The 15,259-nt window shown below is 45.9% G+C and carries 17 protein-coding genes; 12 read left to right on the forward strand and 5 right to left on the reverse strand.

Annotated elements, in window-relative coordinates; genetic code table 11:
- Positions 1-208 precede the first annotated feature (208 nt).
- The 3 genes from QUA71_RS27455 to QUA71_RS27465 form a co-directional block, all read right to left on the reverse strand.
- Positions 209-544, reverse strand: coding sequence for a DUF433 domain-containing protein (locus QUA71_RS27455; RefSeq protein WP_333289978.1), 336 nt, complete (start codon positions 542-544; stop codon positions 209-211).
- Between the two features lie 321 nt (positions 545-865).
- Entirely contained in the window at positions 866-1,450 is a 585-nt protein-coding gene (locus QUA71_RS27460; protein WP_190659896.1) for a PAP/fibrillin family protein, read from the reverse strand.
- A 154-nt stretch (positions 1,451-1,604) separates the two neighbouring features.
- Positions 1,605-3,281 (reverse strand): glycosyltransferase, encoded by a 1,677-nt coding sequence (locus QUA71_RS27465; RefSeq protein ID WP_333289980.1) that lies wholly within the window; start codon positions 3,279-3,281, stop codon positions 1,605-1,607.
- 412 nt (positions 3,282-3,693) lie between these two features.
- Here QUA71_RS27465 and QUA71_RS27470 point away from each other — a divergent pair, with 412 nt between their 5' ends.
- The 3 genes from QUA71_RS27470 (at position 3,694) to QUA71_RS27480 (ending at position 6,506) form a co-directional block, all read left to right on the forward strand.
- Positions 3,694-3,933 (forward strand): DUF3134 domain-containing protein, encoded by a 240-nt coding sequence (locus QUA71_RS27470; protein WP_333220415.1) that lies wholly within the window; start codon positions 3,694-3,696, stop codon positions 3,931-3,933.
- A 130-nt stretch (positions 3,934-4,063) separates the two neighbouring features.
- Positions 4,064-5,179, forward strand: coding sequence for a phospho-N-acetylmuramoyl-pentapeptide-transferase (gene mraY / locus QUA71_RS27475; RefSeq protein ID WP_333289982.1), 1,116 nt, complete (start codon positions 4,064-4,066; stop codon positions 5,177-5,179).
- Between the two features lie 319 nt (positions 5,180-5,498).
- The gene (locus tag QUA71_RS27480; protein ID WP_333289984.1) at positions 5,499-6,506 is read left to right on the forward strand and encodes a glycosyltransferase; all 1,008 of its coding nucleotides are present in this window, start codon (positions 5,499-5,501) and stop codon (positions 6,504-6,506) included.
- 341 nt (positions 6,507-6,847) lie between these two features.
- Here QUA71_RS27480 and QUA71_RS27485 read toward each other — a convergent pair whose 3' ends face one another.
- Positions 6,848-6,976, reverse strand: a complete 129-nt coding sequence (locus QUA71_RS27485) for a hypothetical protein (RefSeq protein ID WP_333220422.1) — start codon at positions 6,974-6,976, stop codon at positions 6,848-6,850.
- 36 nt (positions 6,977-7,012) lie between these two features.
- On the opposite strand from QUA71_RS27485, the gene QUA71_RS27490 reads away from it, so the two are divergent.
- From QUA71_RS27490 to QUA71_RS27510, 5 genes are all read left to right on the forward strand, one after another.
- A complete protein-coding gene (locus QUA71_RS27490) occupies positions 7,013-8,872 on the forward strand; it encodes an NAD(P)H-quinone oxidoreductase subunit F (protein WP_333289986.1) in 1,860 nt (619 codons plus the stop codon).
- A 104-nt stretch (positions 8,873-8,976) separates the two neighbouring features.
- Positions 8,977-9,693: a carbonic anhydrase gene (locus QUA71_RS27495; protein WP_333289988.1), complete on the forward strand. Its 717-nt coding sequence runs from the start codon at positions 8,977-8,979 to the stop codon at positions 9,691-9,693.
- Positions 9,694-9,803: 110 nt separating this feature from the next.
- Positions 9,804-11,357, forward strand: a complete 1,554-nt coding sequence (locus tag QUA71_RS27500) for an NADH-quinone oxidoreductase subunit M (protein ID WP_333289989.1) — start codon at positions 9,804-9,806, stop codon at positions 11,355-11,357.
- A gap of 178 nt (positions 11,358-11,535) precedes the next feature.
- The gene (locus tag QUA71_RS27505; RefSeq protein WP_333220430.1) at positions 11,536-12,858 is read left to right on the forward strand and encodes a CO2 hydration protein; all 1,323 of its coding nucleotides are present in this window, start codon (positions 11,536-11,538) and stop codon (positions 12,856-12,858) included.
- A gap of 202 nt (positions 12,859-13,060) precedes the next feature.
- Positions 13,061-13,267, forward strand: coding sequence for a hypothetical protein (locus QUA71_RS27510; RefSeq protein ID WP_333289991.1), 207 nt, complete (start codon positions 13,061-13,063; stop codon positions 13,265-13,267).
- A 41-nt stretch (positions 13,268-13,308) separates the two neighbouring features.
- Here QUA71_RS27510 and QUA71_RS27515 read toward each other — a convergent pair whose 3' ends face one another.
- Positions 13,309-13,779 (reverse strand): hypothetical protein, encoded by a 471-nt coding sequence (locus tag QUA71_RS27515; protein WP_333289993.1) that lies wholly within the window; start codon positions 13,777-13,779, stop codon positions 13,309-13,311.
- Between the two features lie 181 nt (positions 13,780-13,960).
- Between QUA71_RS27515 and QUA71_RS27520 the strand changes: the two genes are divergently transcribed.
- The 4 genes from QUA71_RS27520 (at position 13,961) to QUA71_RS27535 (ending at position 15,114) form a co-directional block, all read left to right on the forward strand.
- Positions 13,961-14,173, forward strand: coding sequence for a helix-turn-helix domain-containing protein (locus tag QUA71_RS27520; RefSeq protein WP_006631307.1), 213 nt, complete (start codon positions 13,961-13,963; stop codon positions 14,171-14,173).
- 78 nt (positions 14,174-14,251) lie between these two features.
- Positions 14,252-14,464, forward strand: coding sequence for a helix-turn-helix domain-containing protein (locus QUA71_RS27525; protein ID WP_006631306.1), 213 nt, complete (start codon positions 14,252-14,254; stop codon positions 14,462-14,464).
- Between the two features lie 87 nt (positions 14,465-14,551).
- On the forward strand, positions 14,552-14,764 hold the full coding sequence (locus QUA71_RS27530; protein ID WP_006631308.1) for a helix-turn-helix domain-containing protein: 213 nt from the start codon (positions 14,552-14,554) through the stop codon (positions 14,762-14,764).
- A gap of 155 nt (positions 14,765-14,919) precedes the next feature.
- Positions 14,920-15,114 carry a hypothetical protein gene (locus tag QUA71_RS27535; RefSeq protein WP_236506337.1) on the forward strand — a complete coding sequence of 65 codons (195 nt, stop codon included), beginning with the start codon at positions 14,920-14,922 and terminating at the stop codon, positions 15,112-15,114.
- Positions 15,115-15,259: the final 145 nt, after the last annotated feature.

Raw genomic sequence — 15,259 nt, forward strand, 5'->3', positions numbered from 1 at the left:
ACCCTCATTCTCTCCTTAACGGTGGCTCTAGTTTTTCTTGGGCCACCGTTCTCATCTTTAGTTAGTCTAAACTACAGCATATAAATCTTGCGCTCGCCAGCCATATCTATGTCTCCTTGAATTTGATAGCTGTGAATAGAGAATTAAGGAGTATTATACTGAATTTCTAAAAATTCCGCCACCATTGTAGCCATAATCTTCGTCATAGTCAATAGTAACGAACAATTATAATACTTTTAGTTATTTTATTTATAATTGCAGCTTTAACAGCAGGAGGAATCAATTCTTCAGGAATTCGATTGCGCTCAATATAAGTATTTCTTTCTTCCTGGTTATCTAAATAAAAGCTCAGCGCGTCAAAAATTTGAACTAATTTCAGGTGAGGTAAGTGCATAGGGATTTCTTCAGGAGTAATACCCAAACGCCACAATTCCACGATCGCCCGAACGGAAGTCCTCGTTCCTACGATAATTGGTTCGCCTTGCAAGATTTCAGGATGACGTGTGACATAACGCGAAACAGCTTGATAAGCGTTTTGTGACATAATTGTGTTGTATTCGTAAGGAGTACACAAAAGGCGTTAGTAAGTTTCTTGGCGGGAATGTACTAACGCCTTTTCCATTAAAATTCCAGAAAACATCACAACAATTGTCACTTGTCAATCCTTAACGCTAATTTTTAACCGTTATCTTATCTGAAGCTATTATCGGCTATGGATTTGGGGGTTTTAGCAAGTGTTGAATTGTTTGTAAAAATGATAGATTTTTGATTTTTAACCGCAGATGAACGCGAATAAACGCGGATGAAAGAAAGATAAATTGAGAATGAGTTAAGGGGCGATCGCACTTAATCACACATCACACAATCACTCTTTTGTCAAGACAAAAACACTTTCTTTATTCCCTCGTCCTATCCGCAAATCCTTATCCAAATAAGTGATATCTAGCCATCCCTGCTGTTCGCGAGTATCCAGCCCGATATCTACAGCAGCGAACTTTTTCCCCGACTCAATCTCATTGATAAACTTAACCGGAGATTCATAGCCAATCAACCTGCTTAAACCGAAAATCGACCGCTCAAACTTGATCTGCACTCGGCGTTCGGAAGTGGCCTCAAATCTCGCCGCTACACTGACAATTCCTTCCAAATAAGGCAAGCCGTAAAGTTCGCCAATGTTGTAAACTTTAGATTCTTTGACGCGGATAGATTGATAAATTTGACCCAATTTCACCAAGGGAAAACTGTCAAGATTCAGCAGTTCGCGACTGCTGGTGTACAATAACCGCCAATCACCATTTAAAAGCTCTGCTGCTTCGACAGGGCGTGGCGTGGGGTTGTAATCTTCCAATTTGGCGATCGCACTTAAAATCGCTTGTTTGTCGCTGGGAGTCGCCAGCAAACCGCGATTCTTACCAGCAATTATCTCTAATAGTGCAGATTTTCTAAGCATGATTTTTTAAGAAGGAAGAACACGGATTTGGACACGAGTACACGGATTAATTATCGAACGTCAGGCAAAAGTCAGACCGCTCTTTTCTTCAGTCTCAAGCGAGAGAAACGAAATTTTGTGTAGTAGCAATTTTAATCGCCGAGTCCGCAGAGTATTAACAACTAATAACTAAGATACCAAATTTCACCAGATAGAGCAGAGTCCGATACAGGGCTGCTAATTCTTGGTCGTTTTTGGTATAACGCCTGAGAACTTCTCCAACGCTGACAGCACCCTTTTGCTCGATCGCCTCCAATATCTCCATCTGAATGTTAACAGAGATTCTTCTGTCCTGACCGAAGCTGGTAAACCAAATTGTTTGCAACTCTCTCAGAAGTTCTGGTGTGGCGATCGCACCCAGACTCAGCATCATCTCATTGCTTAAACTTCTAGTCGCATAATTACCTAATACCCGAAACGGATCGTCGCCTAGGGGATAAGGCGGCTTCCCGGGTTTTAAAGGTGCTGACTCCGGTGCCGCAAGGCGAATCTCTGCTAATTCCTGCCACAATTGTTCGTAAGCAGCAATAACTACTTTCCAATCATAAATTTCCCTCGCCCTTTGTCTGGCATTTTCCCCCATCCGCTTTCTCAATTCGGGGTTTTCAATTAATTGGCACAACGCCAAGGTGCAAGCATCAATGTCAACTGCTGTGGCCAGGGAAGTGTGACCCATGTAAGTCGGCCAATTTAAGCTGCCGTCAAGATAATTTAGGGCTAAATCTAAACAAGATTCCGGGGGCGGGATGAGTGTGGGAATGCGGAAGCCGTCTATTTCGTGGCGTACAGATTCTTTGTATCCGTTCCAATCGGAGACTATGGCCGGCAGTCCGTTCGCCATGGCTTCTATTGGTGTAAGTCCGAAGGATTCTTGAATGTTGTCGGACAGCGAAATGAAAATGTCGGCCGCCGACCAAATATTTTTTCTAATTTCGGGCTGTCTCCCATCTAAAAAAATAGCATTCACGGACGGACAAAATATTTGTGCGCTATTTTTAAAGTCGGGTTCTTCTCTCGGATCTTCGATCCAACCGGCTTGAACTAAGTGGATTTTGGCTTTTGTCTGTTGTGATGCCCGTTCTAGGGCGATGTACATGGGTACCGGATGAGCTTTTGCAGAAAAAGTCAATCGACCGACAAATAACACAACAATATCTTCGGGAGAAATGCCGAGTTCTTGTCGCAGTTGGCGGCGACTATTACCTGCTTCCACACCCTGCGGAAACGCGCTGCAATCGACTCCTAGGGGAATAACGGGGAATTTGACCAAAATTTCCGGTTTACCGCCGTTCCGCTGGGCTAAATATTCAGACCACTCGGTCATAACTCCTTCTACTGCTGTTTTCACGGCTGCAGAGGTGCAGATCAGGGCGTCCCAAGGCTGCATGGGTGCGGTGATCAAATCGCCTATCGCCTCCATGATGTATTTTGTACCGATCGTGTGAGTAACGCCGCAAACGCTGTAGGCCCGCTGATCGACAAATCTGCGCGCCCACACCATCTGCGACAAAACCGGATCGGGTCGGTAAATTGTGCCCGGTTGAGATAGCAAATCCGGTCGTTCCATGGGAATCCAGCGAACTTTCCGAGGTTTTTGCAGCCAAGGTTGGATGTGCGAACAAAACTCCTTAAAGGTTGTTGCGCTATCGGCGCAACAGTAGAGAGAGTCAGCGGTTCCGTGTTGGACTAAGCTTTTGAGAAACCCTTCTCCGGCTGAATGACGCCCCAGAAGTTTTTTCCCTCCGGTGTGGTAACCCTCTTTGTTGTATAAAACCGCTGCCGTTATATCCATTCTGAGATTTATTGCTTGAGAGTTGACTGAAGAAGCCAGAGGGCATTCGGGCTAAGGCTTTGATGAAAAACCAGGAGACTGTTGTGAATCAACCCCTTGCCGTTAGCGAAGCTTGCAGAATAGGATCGCCGCGTGTCCCGCGATATCTTAAAGACGATCGTCTCGGATTAAAATGCTTAGGGCTAAAGAAGGATTGGCAAGAGCGGATTTTAGTGTTATCCTGACGCCCATGCTGGGGGGCGATCGCCTTTTGGGTCTCCCATCTTATCCGATCCGGAACCAAACAGTGCCTGTGGTATAATGCTTTAGCCTTGCTAAATGCCCGATTGGCAAGTGCTCGATCGAAGCAGCAGCCCGTCGGCAAAACGTTACCTCCACTCGATCGCGTCTTTGTCTTTAAAAACCAAGAATCATGTACAACCCATCTCTGCGTCAAATACCTCGCCACTTGCCTGCGGATGTAATTCCATTAAAGCAGCAATCTTCTCTTTTAGACTGGTTGGAATCTAACAATCGCCTGTTAGCAAGGGATGTCCAAGAACCCGACTATCTGCACGAAGAAGAAATTTCTGAACTTATGGCAGTTGACGACAGTCCTTACGATGATTTAGAAGATGAAGTAGAAGATGATGTGAGTGTAGGGGAAGAATAACTGGTAGAAGGGTGAAGGAATCAACCGGAAACAGGGAAGAAAAACTAAGAGATTTCTCAGTCTCCTGTATCGCACCCTATTCCCCAATTTTCAATTGCTTATTTTCAAATAGTGTGTGGTGAGGAGTGTTATGGATAACTTTGTGGATGAGAAAATCCCTTTTACTATGCCTTTCAAACTTACAGGCAGGAATTTATTCCTGCTGCTGAGTTTGGGGCTCGGCATTGTAGCGATCGGTTTAGATCTAGCAGCGGGTAGACTTTTAAATACGCCTGCATCGCTATTTATGCCACTAGCTGTTTGTGCTGTAGTTGCATCGGGTGTGGGCTGTGTAGTTGTGCCTTTACTCCAGCAACTAAAAGCAGGACAAATAATTCGCGAAGACGGCCCCCAAGCTCATTTAAAAAAGGCGGGAACGCCGACAATGGGAGGCATCTTTTTTGTGCCAGCAGGAGTCGCAGTAGCTTTGCTTTGGTCTAGATTTAACTTAGATGTTGTTGCCGTATCGGCTTTAACTTTAGCTTACGGTTTCATCGGCTGGATAGACGACTGGCAAATTCTGCGCCTCAAGTCGAATAAAGGTATTTCACCTCGGATGAAATTGGCTTTGCAAATAGGTTTTGCCGCTCTATTTTGTCTGTGGCTGATGTTCCGCGAACCAGGTATTTCTACGAGCATTGCTTTGCCTTTCGGTTGGGTATTGCCTTTAGGTTTTCTGTTTTGGCCGCTGGCGGGTTTTGTGCTGGTAGCTGAAAGCAACGCTACTAATATTACTGACGGCGTTGACGGATTGATGGGCGGTTTGGGCGCGATCGCACTTTTGGGATTGGGCGCATCTGTAGCCTCAACTTCGCCAGAATTAATGATATTTTGCGCTTGCATCAGCGGCAGTTGTCTCGGTTTTTTAGCACACAACCGCAATCCAGCCAAGGTGTTTATGGGCGATACAGGTGCTTTAGCTTTGGGCGGTGCGTTGGGTGCGGTAGCTTTATTAACAAATAGCCTTTGGATATTATTAATTATCAGCGGGATTTTCTTTATTGAAACGCTGTCAGTAATTGCTCAAGTAGGTTATTACAAAGCTACAAAAGGGCCTGATGGAATCGGCAAGCGTCTGTTAAGAATGGCTCCTCTGCACCATCATCTAGAACTGTGCGGCTGGTTGGAAACTCAGGTTGTGGGAATCTTTTATTTAACTAACGGGGTGTTAGTGTTAATGATTTTGATGTTGACTAACAACAGTTAACAGCGGATTGGCAAAGGATTTAACAGCAGATGTAAGCGAGATTTTGTGCAAGTTTCAAAAACAAATAAGATGTCCGTTCTACAGGAACTCAATGCAGTTGTGGAACGGGCATCTTGCCCGTTTCAGGCTCAAAAATCGGATCTAAAAATCGGCTTTCCGGCCTGTTCCACTCGCTTGAAAATAAGGAGGTTGAGGAGTTGTATCAGTTTGTGGAGAAAGGCACAGAAGTAGAATTTATTCGATAAGTTAAGCTGCAATAAAACTTGTTCTTAGTAAGGACTTTACTCCTAATTGACTCAAAAAGCTGCATAGAGGACTAATGAACAGTGACGAGTTTTTACCTCAAGTTTCGGTGGTTGTGCCTGTTTACAACGGCGAGATGGATTTGCCGGAGTTGATCGAGTGCCTGCGATCGCAAACTTATCCGCCACACAGAGTAGAATATCTCTTAGTAGACAACAACAGTCGCGATCGCACTTCAACCATCCTCCAAACAGTAGCCCCTAACCCCCCCTCAGTCCCCCCTTTGGTAAGGGAAGGAAGCAATTTCAATCAAATAACCATTCGCCACCTCACCGAAAATCAGATTCAAAGTTCCTACGCCGCTCGCAATCAAGGAATTCGCGCCTCCACAGGCGAAATCATTGCATTTACCGATGCAGACTGTCGCCCGGAATCTGACTGGCTGGAAAATTTAGTTAAGCCATTTGTGGACTTAGAAATAGGAATTAGCGCTGGGGAAATACTCGCATTGCCCGGAAAAACTATTTTAGAACAGCACGCCGATCGCCAAAATACTTTATCTCAAAAACATACTCTCGCTCACCCTTTTTGTCCCTACGGCCAAACCGCCAACTTAGCTGTACGGAGGCTAGTTTTACAACAAATAGGATTATTTCGCCCTTACCTCACCAGTGGCGGCGATGCTGACTTGTGTTGGCGGATTTTGCGGGAAACATCCTATAAAATGTATTTTGCCGAAAATGCGATCGTCCGACACCGCCACCGTTCAACCATAAAACAGTTGCAAAGTCAATGGTATCGGTACGGCGAATCTAATAAATATTTGCACGAACTCCACGGTGTCGATTTGATGCGAGAATTCACAACAGGGGAATATTTTTACCGGCTGGCTAGGTGGCTGTTCAAGGAATTTCCGGTTGCTGCTGCCAAAAGTGCGTTAGCGAAGCCCTCGAAGAGGATCGCCCGAGCCGATCTGGTAGATTTGTTTAATACGCCGATCGGTCTTTTGAATGTTAGGGCAAGGTCGATGGGACAGCGCCAAGCCAAACTGCCCGAATCAGCTTGGGACATTGAGCGGTTTTAAACTTTTAGAGCATAAGGCTTTCACGGGCGGGATCTCCTGCCCAGCCCGTACTCCCCACAAAAAAATTGAACTATGAGTGGAACAAGCCGGAAAGCCTGTTCTAAATAAGGATTTCACGGGCTGGCTCTCCTCCCCAACCCATACTCCCCACAAAAAAAATTGAACTATGAGTAGAACAGGCTTTCGGGCCTGTTCATCAAAATGGTGCAAGATGTGCGATAGACAAATATTCTTTGGTATACAATCCCCCCCCCTATAAATACCTATAAGTGAACTTTATTGATTCCTATAGATATGCTGAATCAGAAATATGAAAATTTAACGCAATACTTAATATAAAATTAATAAGTCGATTCTGAAGCGCTCGGTTTGACGACGGGAACCAACTCAGAGGCAAACCCCCAAATTTTCTTTACTTCTGCCTTCTGGCTTTTCAGTGCTGTCGTCAGCGCGATCGGAATTATTCTCATAATTTTAAATTTTTGTAACCTTTACAGGTAATGCCAATGGCTCAAATCTTACTCCAGACCGTTTGGTTTATACCTTGCTATCCACTTATCGGCGGAGTTCTGTCGATGCTGTGGTTTCCAGCAGTTACCCGCCGCACGGGGCCAAGACCATCCGGTTACGTGAACGCCATATTAACCTTGTTCGCTTTCTTACACGCCGTCATAGCCCTGACAGCTATCTGGAACCAACCGGCGCAACACCAGTTTATTCCTTGGCTGAATGTAGCAGGTTTAGACTTAACCATTCCCGTTGAAATCTCTGCTGTCACCGTCGGGGCGACTGTTTTGATTACCGGACTGAACTTGCTGGCGCAGATTTATGCTTTCGGTTACATGGAAATGGACTGGGGCTGGGCTCGGTTCTTTTCTCTGATGGGGCTGTTTGAAGCCGGGATGTGCGGCTTGGTACTGTGCAATTCCCTGTTCTTCAGCTACATGATTTTGGAAGTTCTGACTTTAGGTACTTACCTGCTAGTCGGGCTGTGGTTCAATCAGTCTTTGGTGGTGACAGGAGCCCGCGACGCTTTCTTAACAAAGCGGGTGGGAGATTTATTTCTGCTGATGGGAGTAGTCGCCATTCTGCCGCTGGCTGGAACTTGGAATTTTGACGAGTTGGCTGTTTGGGCCCAGACTGCAAAGCTTGACCCCACTGTAGCGACACTGCTGACTTTAGCTTTGATTGCCGGCCCGATGGGTAAGTGTGCTCAGTTTCCCTTGCACCTGTGGCTAGATGAGGCGATGGAAGGCCCGCTGCCGGCGACGATTTTGCGGAACACCGTAGTTGTGGAAACTGGTGCTTGGATTTTGATTAAGTTGCAGCCAGTGATTGCTTTGTCGCCGATTGGGATGACGACAACTATTATTGTAGGCGCTGCGACGGCGGTTGGTGCTTCATTAATTGCGATCGCCCAAATTGACATTAAGCGCACGCTTTCCTATATAGTCAGCTCTTACATGGGCTTAGTATTTATCGCCGTCGGTACCGGACAAGCTCAGACAGCCCTGACATTGATATTTGCCTACACCTTCGCAATGGGTTTGCTGGTGATGAGCATCGGTTCGGTAGTTTGGAACAGCATCACTCAGGATGTCCGAGCTCTCGGCGGTTTGTGGGGAAAGCGGCCAATATCAGCGATATCGTTTATTGTCGGTAGCGCTGGATTGGTGGGACTGCCTCCCTTCGGCTGTTTCTGGGCTTTAGAAGACTTCACATCCGGGCTTTGGCAAACTCACCCTTTCTTGTTAGGAATAGTGCTGTTTGTAAACGGCGTCACTGCTTTTGGCTTGGTGCGCGTCTTCGGTTTAGTTTTCGGCGGCAAACCAAAGCAAATGACCGAACGTTCGCCGGAAGTTCACTGGCCTTTTATCTTGCCGATGACTGTGTTAATGGGCTTTACTTTGCACGTTCCGCACTTGCTGGCGACGTGGCAGGTCTTGCCTGGGGCAAGTTTGAATTATACCGCCACTGGACTGCTAGTTTTGTCAACCGCGATCGGCATCGGTGCAGGAGCATTTGTTTACCTGAACGAGAAATGGGAAAAACCGGTGCGAATCGGTTCTCAAGCCCTGCAAGACTTTTTTGCCTACGACTTTTACACTGCCAAACTTTACCGCGTGACAGTGATATTTGCAGTTGGTTTGGTTTCGCAAATCATCTCCTGGATCGATCGCAATATTGTTGACGGATTCGTGAACTTAATCGGTTTTGCAACGGTTTTCGGCGGGCAGAGCCTCAAATACAACGTTACGGGTCAAACTCAGTTTTACGCCCTGACAATTCTGTTGGGAGTAGCACTTTTGGGACTGCTGGTAAGCTGGCCTTTGCTAGCTCGCTTGTCGCTGATTGTGGGCGGGTAAAACTATATAAAATTTAAGATTTTAGGTGACAGTTTTAATCTAAAATCTTAAAAACATGAAGTCTTGAACAAAGATTTCAAACTACATACAACAAGGCAAAATCAATGAACTTAAATAACAGAAAATTCAATCTTTCCCGCCGCAATTCCCTCAAATTTGTCGCAGGTGCTATTGGTACAGGGATACTCGCAGCACGAGCAGGCGCTGATTTGGCTGCACCTGAACCAGCAATTGCTCAAGACTTAACTCCCGATGCAGCTCTCCAAAAGTTAATCGACGGAAACAAACGGTTTGTTGACAGCAAACGCCAAAGTCCCAACCAAGACTTACCCCGCCTTCTCGAAGTTGCCGTAGCTCAAAAACCCTTTGCTGCTATTCTGGGCTGTGCAGATTCCCGCTTTCCTTCCGAAATTATCTTCGATCAGGGATTGGGAGATTTATTTGTTTGTCGCGTGGCCGGAAATGTTGCTACTCCAGAAGAAATTGGCAGCCTGGAATTTGGCACGCTGGTACTGGGAGCAAAAGTGCTTGTGGTAGTCGGCCATAAAAGGTGCGGTGCGGTAGACGCAACCATCAAAGGAGCTCAGGTTCCCGGTCAAATTGGCAGTTTGCTCGACGCAATTAAGCCTGCTGTAGAAAGCTCGAAAAGCCAAACAGGCGACAAGCTAGAAAATGCTTCAAAAGCCAATGTGGTTGTCCAAGCTAACAAGTTGAAAGCATCTCCCGTTATCTCTAAGTTAATTGCGGAGAATAAACTGAAAGTTGTTGGTGGATATTACGATTTAGACACGGGGAGAGTCACTATTCTTTCTGAGTCTTGAGGCAATTTCGGATAGATAACTGGGAAAAAGTTAAGATCTAAGCTCTCCAGTTATCCAAGACAAGAGGCTGCCAAATTAATTGATTCTTCACTCTTCACTCTTCACACATTATGCTTAGTGCCTTGCTCTGGTTGCCCGCGTTGGGCGCTGCGGTAGTCGGTTTCCTGCCCGGAAATATCAATGGGATGCGTCTCCGTTCAATAGCTTCGGCTTTTGCTGCTGCTGTTTTCCTTTTGAATATCTGGCTGTTGACTCAATTCAATCCAGCCAATCCGGGATTGCAATTTCAAGAATATTTGCCTTGGATTCCACAATTAGGTTTGAGCTACAACTTGGGCATTGACGGCTTGTCCTTGCCGCTGCTGGTTTTAAGTGCTTTGCTGACGCTATTAGTCATTTACGGCACTGGCGAAAAGATGGAGCGCCCCCAGCTTTACTACGCTTTGATTTTGCTAATCAATGCTGGTATTGCCGGAGCTTTGATGTCTCAAAATTTGCTGCTGTTTGTACTGTTTTACGAAGTAGAATTAATTCCTTTTTACCTGTTGATTGCGATTTGGGGCGGAAAGCAGCGGGAATACGCTGCCATGAAGTTTTTGATCTACACGGCAGTTTCGGGACTTTTAGTGCTGGCAGCATTTTTGGGTGTGGCTTGGCTGAGTGGGTCTTTAAATTTCGATTACACTGCGATTACCACTCAAGAATTGCCCTTGAACACGCAATTGATCCTGCTAACAATTGTACTAATTGGGTTGGGAATTAAAATTCCTTTAGTGCCGCTGCATACTTGGCTGCCTGATGCTTACGTCGAAGCTTCGCCAGCAACAGCAATTTTGCTGGGAGGGATTCTGGCGAAGTTGGGAACTTACGGTTTAGTGCGGTTTGGCTTGCAGATGTTTCCCGAAACTTGGTCGATGATAGCTCCCAGTTTAGCGATTATCGGGACTGTGAGCGTGATGTACGGTGCTTTGAGCGCGATCGCCCAAAAAGACATCAAGCGCATGGTAGCCTATAGTTCGATCGGACATATGGGCTACATCCTCGTTGCCTGCGCTGCGGGTACGAAGCTGGCACTAATCGGCGCTGTGGGGCAAATGGTAAGCCACGGCTTGATTTTAGCTTTGCTGTTTTATTTGGTAGGCATCATCGAAACCAAAGTTGGCACGCGGGATTTGGACGTGCTCAATGGTTTGATGAACCCGATGCGGGGTTTACCCACTGCCAGTTCCCTGTTAGTTTTGGGCGGCATGGCAAGCGCCGGAATTCCGGGTTTGGTGGGTTTTGTTGCTGAATTTTTAGTGTTTCAAGGCAGTTTCTCGATCTTTCCAATTCCAACTTTACTGTGCATTTTAGCTTCTGGTTTAACAGCAGTTTACTTTGTAATTCTGCTCAACCGCACCTGTTTTGGGAAGTTGGACAATGCCACGGCTTACTACCCTCCTGTTACGTTTGGTGAAAATATGCCGGCGCTGGTTTTGGCGGGCATCATTTTTGTGTTGGGGATTCAACCTGCTTGGCTGCTCAAGTGGAGCGAATCAACTACAAATGCGATCTTTGCTACTCTGCCGGCGGTCAGAAATACCCAAATAGCTATTAGCTATCCCCTAGAACAGTCGGCTATGCAAATCGCGTCTACACAAACGAAGTCCGCCTCTGCAGACTAACAATCTACTCGTTACCAGGCAGAGCCTGGTAACGCAGATCCGGAGGCTCTGCCTCCAATTTTACGGCTCGCGGGCCTGGATATCGGTTCCCAGGAGCTTTCCTAGGAACCAGTTAAAGAATCGCAGCTTTTTGCAATAATTCAAAATATTTAGATTCACTCAATCAAAGGAAGAAACAATGGTACAAACCCCTAATAAACCAGCAACTAAACTACCTCCTTCCAAACACCAATTTGCCGAAGTAATTCACAGGCTGGAAGCTGGTGGCGCGATGATTCCAGATACGCCGGAAAATCTGATGCAAATCATCGCTATCTGGAAAGCTTACGCAGTGCCGATGGATTTCTACTGGCGGGATTTGCTTTACATCGCCGAACGGGTATTTTTACACCCGCTTCCTTTCTTTAAATACTTCTTGCCGCAGGAGTATTTAGATTTGCAAAATCACTATGCAGGCGACGGTGCAGATTTGCGGATTTGGCGCGGGACTGGAAGTGTTCACCCGGAACTTTTGGAGTTCATGCAGAAGGGTGAAACTGGTAAAATGCCGCGGCTGTTTCACCATTTGTGGCACGATCGCATTAACATGGAATTTGCGGAAGAGTGCATGAGGTCAATGCTTTGGCACCGGGGCTTGTACGTGCCGACCAATCAATTCGACCCTTATTTGGACAGTGACGAATATAAGGCTAATGCCGATCGGGCAATTAAAGCTTACTTCAAAAAAAACCCGTTCATGCTGGGACTTCACAAAGCATTTCCAGAAATGTTTTTAGAACAGTGCCGCCAAATGTCTTATTACAGCAATCTCGGTTTATTCTGGGAAGTCATGGCGCCGGTGTTTTTTGAGGTTTCCGACTTGTACGACGAAGGGAAAATTACGACAGTCCCGCAGGCGATGGATTTCCTAGTAAATGGCATATTTGCGATCGCCGGTCGTCCGATTTACCACCACGTTCAAATCGACGGCGAAACCTACGAAATTATCCCGAAATCTAAAGGTTTCACTTGGCTTTACGAAGCAGCGTTACCTTACGTGGAAGCTGTATTTTATCGCACTTCGCCGTTCCGAGGCACCAAATCTTACAACGCTCAAGCTAAGGAAGTTCCTGACGATCAAAAAGACTTCCACTACGGAGTGCTTTATGCCGACAAATTCCCCGTAGGTACGGCGGGGATTCCGCCGACTTTGCTAGCACAAGATATGCTGCATTTCCTGCCGCCGTATTTGATGGATTTCTACAAACAGCGCTGTCGCGGCGAAGATGATATCCTCAATCAAATTGGGGTGACTTTTCAGCGATCGATGTACTGCGTTACTTCGGCGGTGATTCAAGCTTTGCGGACTGCTCTTTTGTATCCTTTAGATGACCCAAATCCAAAGCATTTGAAGGCAAATCGAGCTTTCTTTGAGTCTCAAATCGATCGCTTCTGTCGCCCGGAATACGGCATGAAATATGCTGCGAAGCTCAAGAATATTCAGACTTCGGATTACAGGTAAAGGATGTTTTCCGGCGGTCAAGATGCCCACCCCACAAGCAACCTGATGTTTTGTGGAACAGGCATCTTGCCTGTTCTGGAGAATGGTTCAAAATATCGGTTAAAAGCGACGGGAAAAAATGAGGTTTTTTTAAAGGGATTTCAAAGTTGGTATAATACCAGTCCACCTACCAACAGATAACAAATAACAAATAACAATAACTATGGACAGCAAAGATCTAGCCCAATATATCGAAGCAAAGGACGGGATTTCCAAACCTTGGCTGTTGGTGCAACTGCGGCTGAAAAAATTGCAAGAAAGGCGATCGGAGATTTCTGCTGAAGAGTATATGACAGAACTTACTGATCTTCACAAAGATTTAATGAATCTGGGGGAATGGTGGCTGGGTATCGAGGATGAAGTGTTTTAAAGTTTAATTGAAAGTTCAAGTAGGATTAAGTCGATCGCCCTTTAAAATTTCTCCATCAAATCTTTTTCTTGGGCATAGACATCTCGTAGCTGTTGCAGCGCCGCCCCAGAAATGACCGATTTAACTGTAGCTACCAATTGGCCCCACTCCAGCAAGCTGTCAACTGAAACAGCTTTTTTGAACTTGTGGGTGTAGAATTTCGTCCAAAATGCTGGTGCTTGCTTGCTTTTCCAGCGTTTGTACCATCTGCCAAAATCTTGAAGTGCGATCGACTTTACTTCTAAAATAGGGGGAAAATCGGCGTAGCTGACAAACCGACTAATGCCTTTGGCGTGCACGTAAACCATGTAGCGGCAGCATTCGATGCGGTAAATCTCGTCTGCTGCGATATTGAACATGAGTGCGACTGTTTCTTCGGTAACGAATCTCGCCAGCGGATGCAGGATGGGAGATTTATGAATTATTCTCGATTCTGCGATCGTCCGCGATTTTGCCGGAGTTTCTGATATCATGGCTAGTACACCTCTGGATATGGTTAGTAGACTTCTGGATATGGCAAATGCACTTTTTGATAGAAAGAAATAATCTGTCCAGATTAGGTTTTACAGACGATCGCCCTTTAGTTTTCCAGGCCGGGGGGCGATCGCTCTTTACATATAAAATTGTACGACGCAATTGCATCAACTGTCAAGCATGGGTTTAGTCAGGCTAAAAATTCGGGAACTGGCGGCGGAGAAGGGTTGGACGCTTAAGGAAGTATCCGATCGTTCCGGGGTAATTTATAGCACTGTCAGAAGCTATGCTCGTCGTCCTGAAATGGCAATGGTTGACTTTACTTGCCTGCGGAAGTTAGCTCGGACTTTTGATGTGATGATTGAGGATTTGGTTGAGGTTTTGGAGGAGTAGGTCGATTAGCCTTGAGCATTCTTTGCCAAAGTCATCTATTCTTAATGAGAAACCACGCAACTGTATAAACTATCAAGCATGGGTTTAGTAAGAATTAAAGTCAGAGAACTAGCAGCAGAGAAAGGCTGGACATTCAAGGAAGTTTCAGAACGTTCTGGGGTGGTATACAACACTGTCAAGCATTATGCTCGCTGTCCAGGGCTGACAACGGTTGACTTTACTTTGCTGCTGAAATTAGCTCGGACTTTTGATGTGATGATTGAGGATTTGGTTGAGGTTTTGGAGGAATAGGTCGATCGGCCTTTAGTTGTCTAGACCGGGGGCGATCGCTTTTTCAGATGCAATTATCTTAAAACGCAACTGCATTATTTGTCAAGCATGGGTTTAGTCAGAGTAAAAGTGCGAGAGTTAGCGGCCGAGAGGGGCTGGACATTCAAGGAGGTGGCTGAGCGATCGGGCGTGATCTACAGCACCATAACCAGCTATGCTCGTCGTTCAGAAATATCAATGGTTGACTTTACCGCCCTGTACAAGTTAGCGCGGGCCTTTGATGTGATGATTGAGGACTTGGTGGAGATTATTGAGGAATAGGCCGATCGGCCCTTGAGTTTTCTACGCCGGGGCGAGCGCTTTTTTGGATTTTTTACACTATAGCATGATTAACTGTAGTTAGTCAAACATTATTGTACTTAATCAAAGTGAGGATGGTAACATCAAGGAAAGTTATTAATAGTTGATTATTCTTCGTGGCAAAAACTAATACGGCGATCGCGGTCAGTTCCGTGATTAAGGAAGTCATTCAAAAACAAGCCCAAGCGACCAGACTAACTCAGAAGGAAGTCGTGTACTTGGGAATGCTGGCAATTGATGCACTCGATAAGGAAAGCCGCCAAGAGTTGGCAGATAAGGTGCATCAGATGCAGGTCAATGGGGAGATTTGAGGGGATAAGGGCGATCGCGCTTTTGGTGAAGTGAAAACGGGGATCGCTCCTACAGCCACTATAGTTGTAACGGAACTTACCCCCTGCGGGGTAGTTCCGTGGAACTCGAACGCATACTAGCTGTAGGTTTTGCCAATTCGATCGG

The sequence above is a fragment of the Microcoleus sp. MON1_C5 genome (assembly GCF_036701875.1).
GTDB lineage: Bacteria > Cyanobacteriota > Cyanobacteriia > Cyanobacteriales > Microcoleaceae > Microcoleus.

Bases quoted from the DNA above. Each gene is read 5' to 3' on its own strand.
- QUA71_RS27455 (WP_333289978.1), bottom strand. From the start codon at position 544: ATGTCACAAAACGCTTATCAAGCTGTTTCGCGTTATGTCACACGTCAT.
- QUA71_RS27460 (WP_190659896.1), bottom strand. From the start codon at position 1,450: ATGCTTAGAAAATCTGCACTATTAGAGATAATTGCTGGTAAGAATCGC.
- QUA71_RS27465 (WP_333289980.1), bottom strand. From the start codon at position 3,281: ATGGATATAACGGCAGCGGTTTTATACAACAAAGAGGGTTACCACACC.
- QUA71_RS27470 (WP_333220415.1), top strand. From the start codon at position 3,694: ATGTACAACCCATCTCTGCGTCAAATACCTCGCCACTTGCCTGCGGAT.
- mraY (WP_333289982.1), top strand. From the start codon at position 4,064: ATGGATAACTTTGTGGATGAGAAAATCCCTTTTACTATGCCTTTCAAA.
- QUA71_RS27480 (WP_333289984.1), top strand. From the start codon at position 5,499: ATGAACAGTGACGAGTTTTTACCTCAAGTTTCGGTGGTTGTGCCTGTT.
- QUA71_RS27485 (WP_333220422.1), bottom strand. From the start codon at position 6,976: ATGAGAATAATTCCGATCGCGCTGACGACAGCACTGAAAAGCCAGAAG.
- QUA71_RS27490 (WP_333289986.1), top strand. From the start codon at position 7,013: ATGGCTCAAATCTTACTCCAGACCGTTTGGTTTATACCTTGCTATCCA.
- QUA71_RS27495 (WP_333289988.1), top strand. From the start codon at position 8,977: ATGAACTTAAATAACAGAAAATTCAATCTTTCCCGCCGCAATTCCCTC.
- QUA71_RS27500 (WP_333289989.1), top strand. From the start codon at position 9,804: ATGCTTAGTGCCTTGCTCTGGTTGCCCGCGTTGGGCGCTGCGGTAGTC.
- QUA71_RS27505 (WP_333220430.1), top strand. From the start codon at position 11,536: ATGGTACAAACCCCTAATAAACCAGCAACTAAACTACCTCCTTCCAAA.
- QUA71_RS27510 (WP_333289991.1), top strand. From the start codon at position 13,061: ATGGACAGCAAAGATCTAGCCCAATATATCGAAGCAAAGGACGGGATT.
- QUA71_RS27515 (WP_333289993.1), bottom strand. From the start codon at position 13,779: ATGATATCAGAAACTCCGGCAAAATCGCGGACGATCGCAGAATCGAGA.
- QUA71_RS27520 (WP_006631307.1), top strand. From the start codon at position 13,961: ATGGGTTTAGTCAGGCTAAAAATTCGGGAACTGGCGGCGGAGAAGGGT.
- QUA71_RS27525 (WP_006631306.1), top strand. From the start codon at position 14,252: ATGGGTTTAGTAAGAATTAAAGTCAGAGAACTAGCAGCAGAGAAAGGC.
- QUA71_RS27530 (WP_006631308.1), top strand. From the start codon at position 14,552: ATGGGTTTAGTCAGAGTAAAAGTGCGAGAGTTAGCGGCCGAGAGGGGC.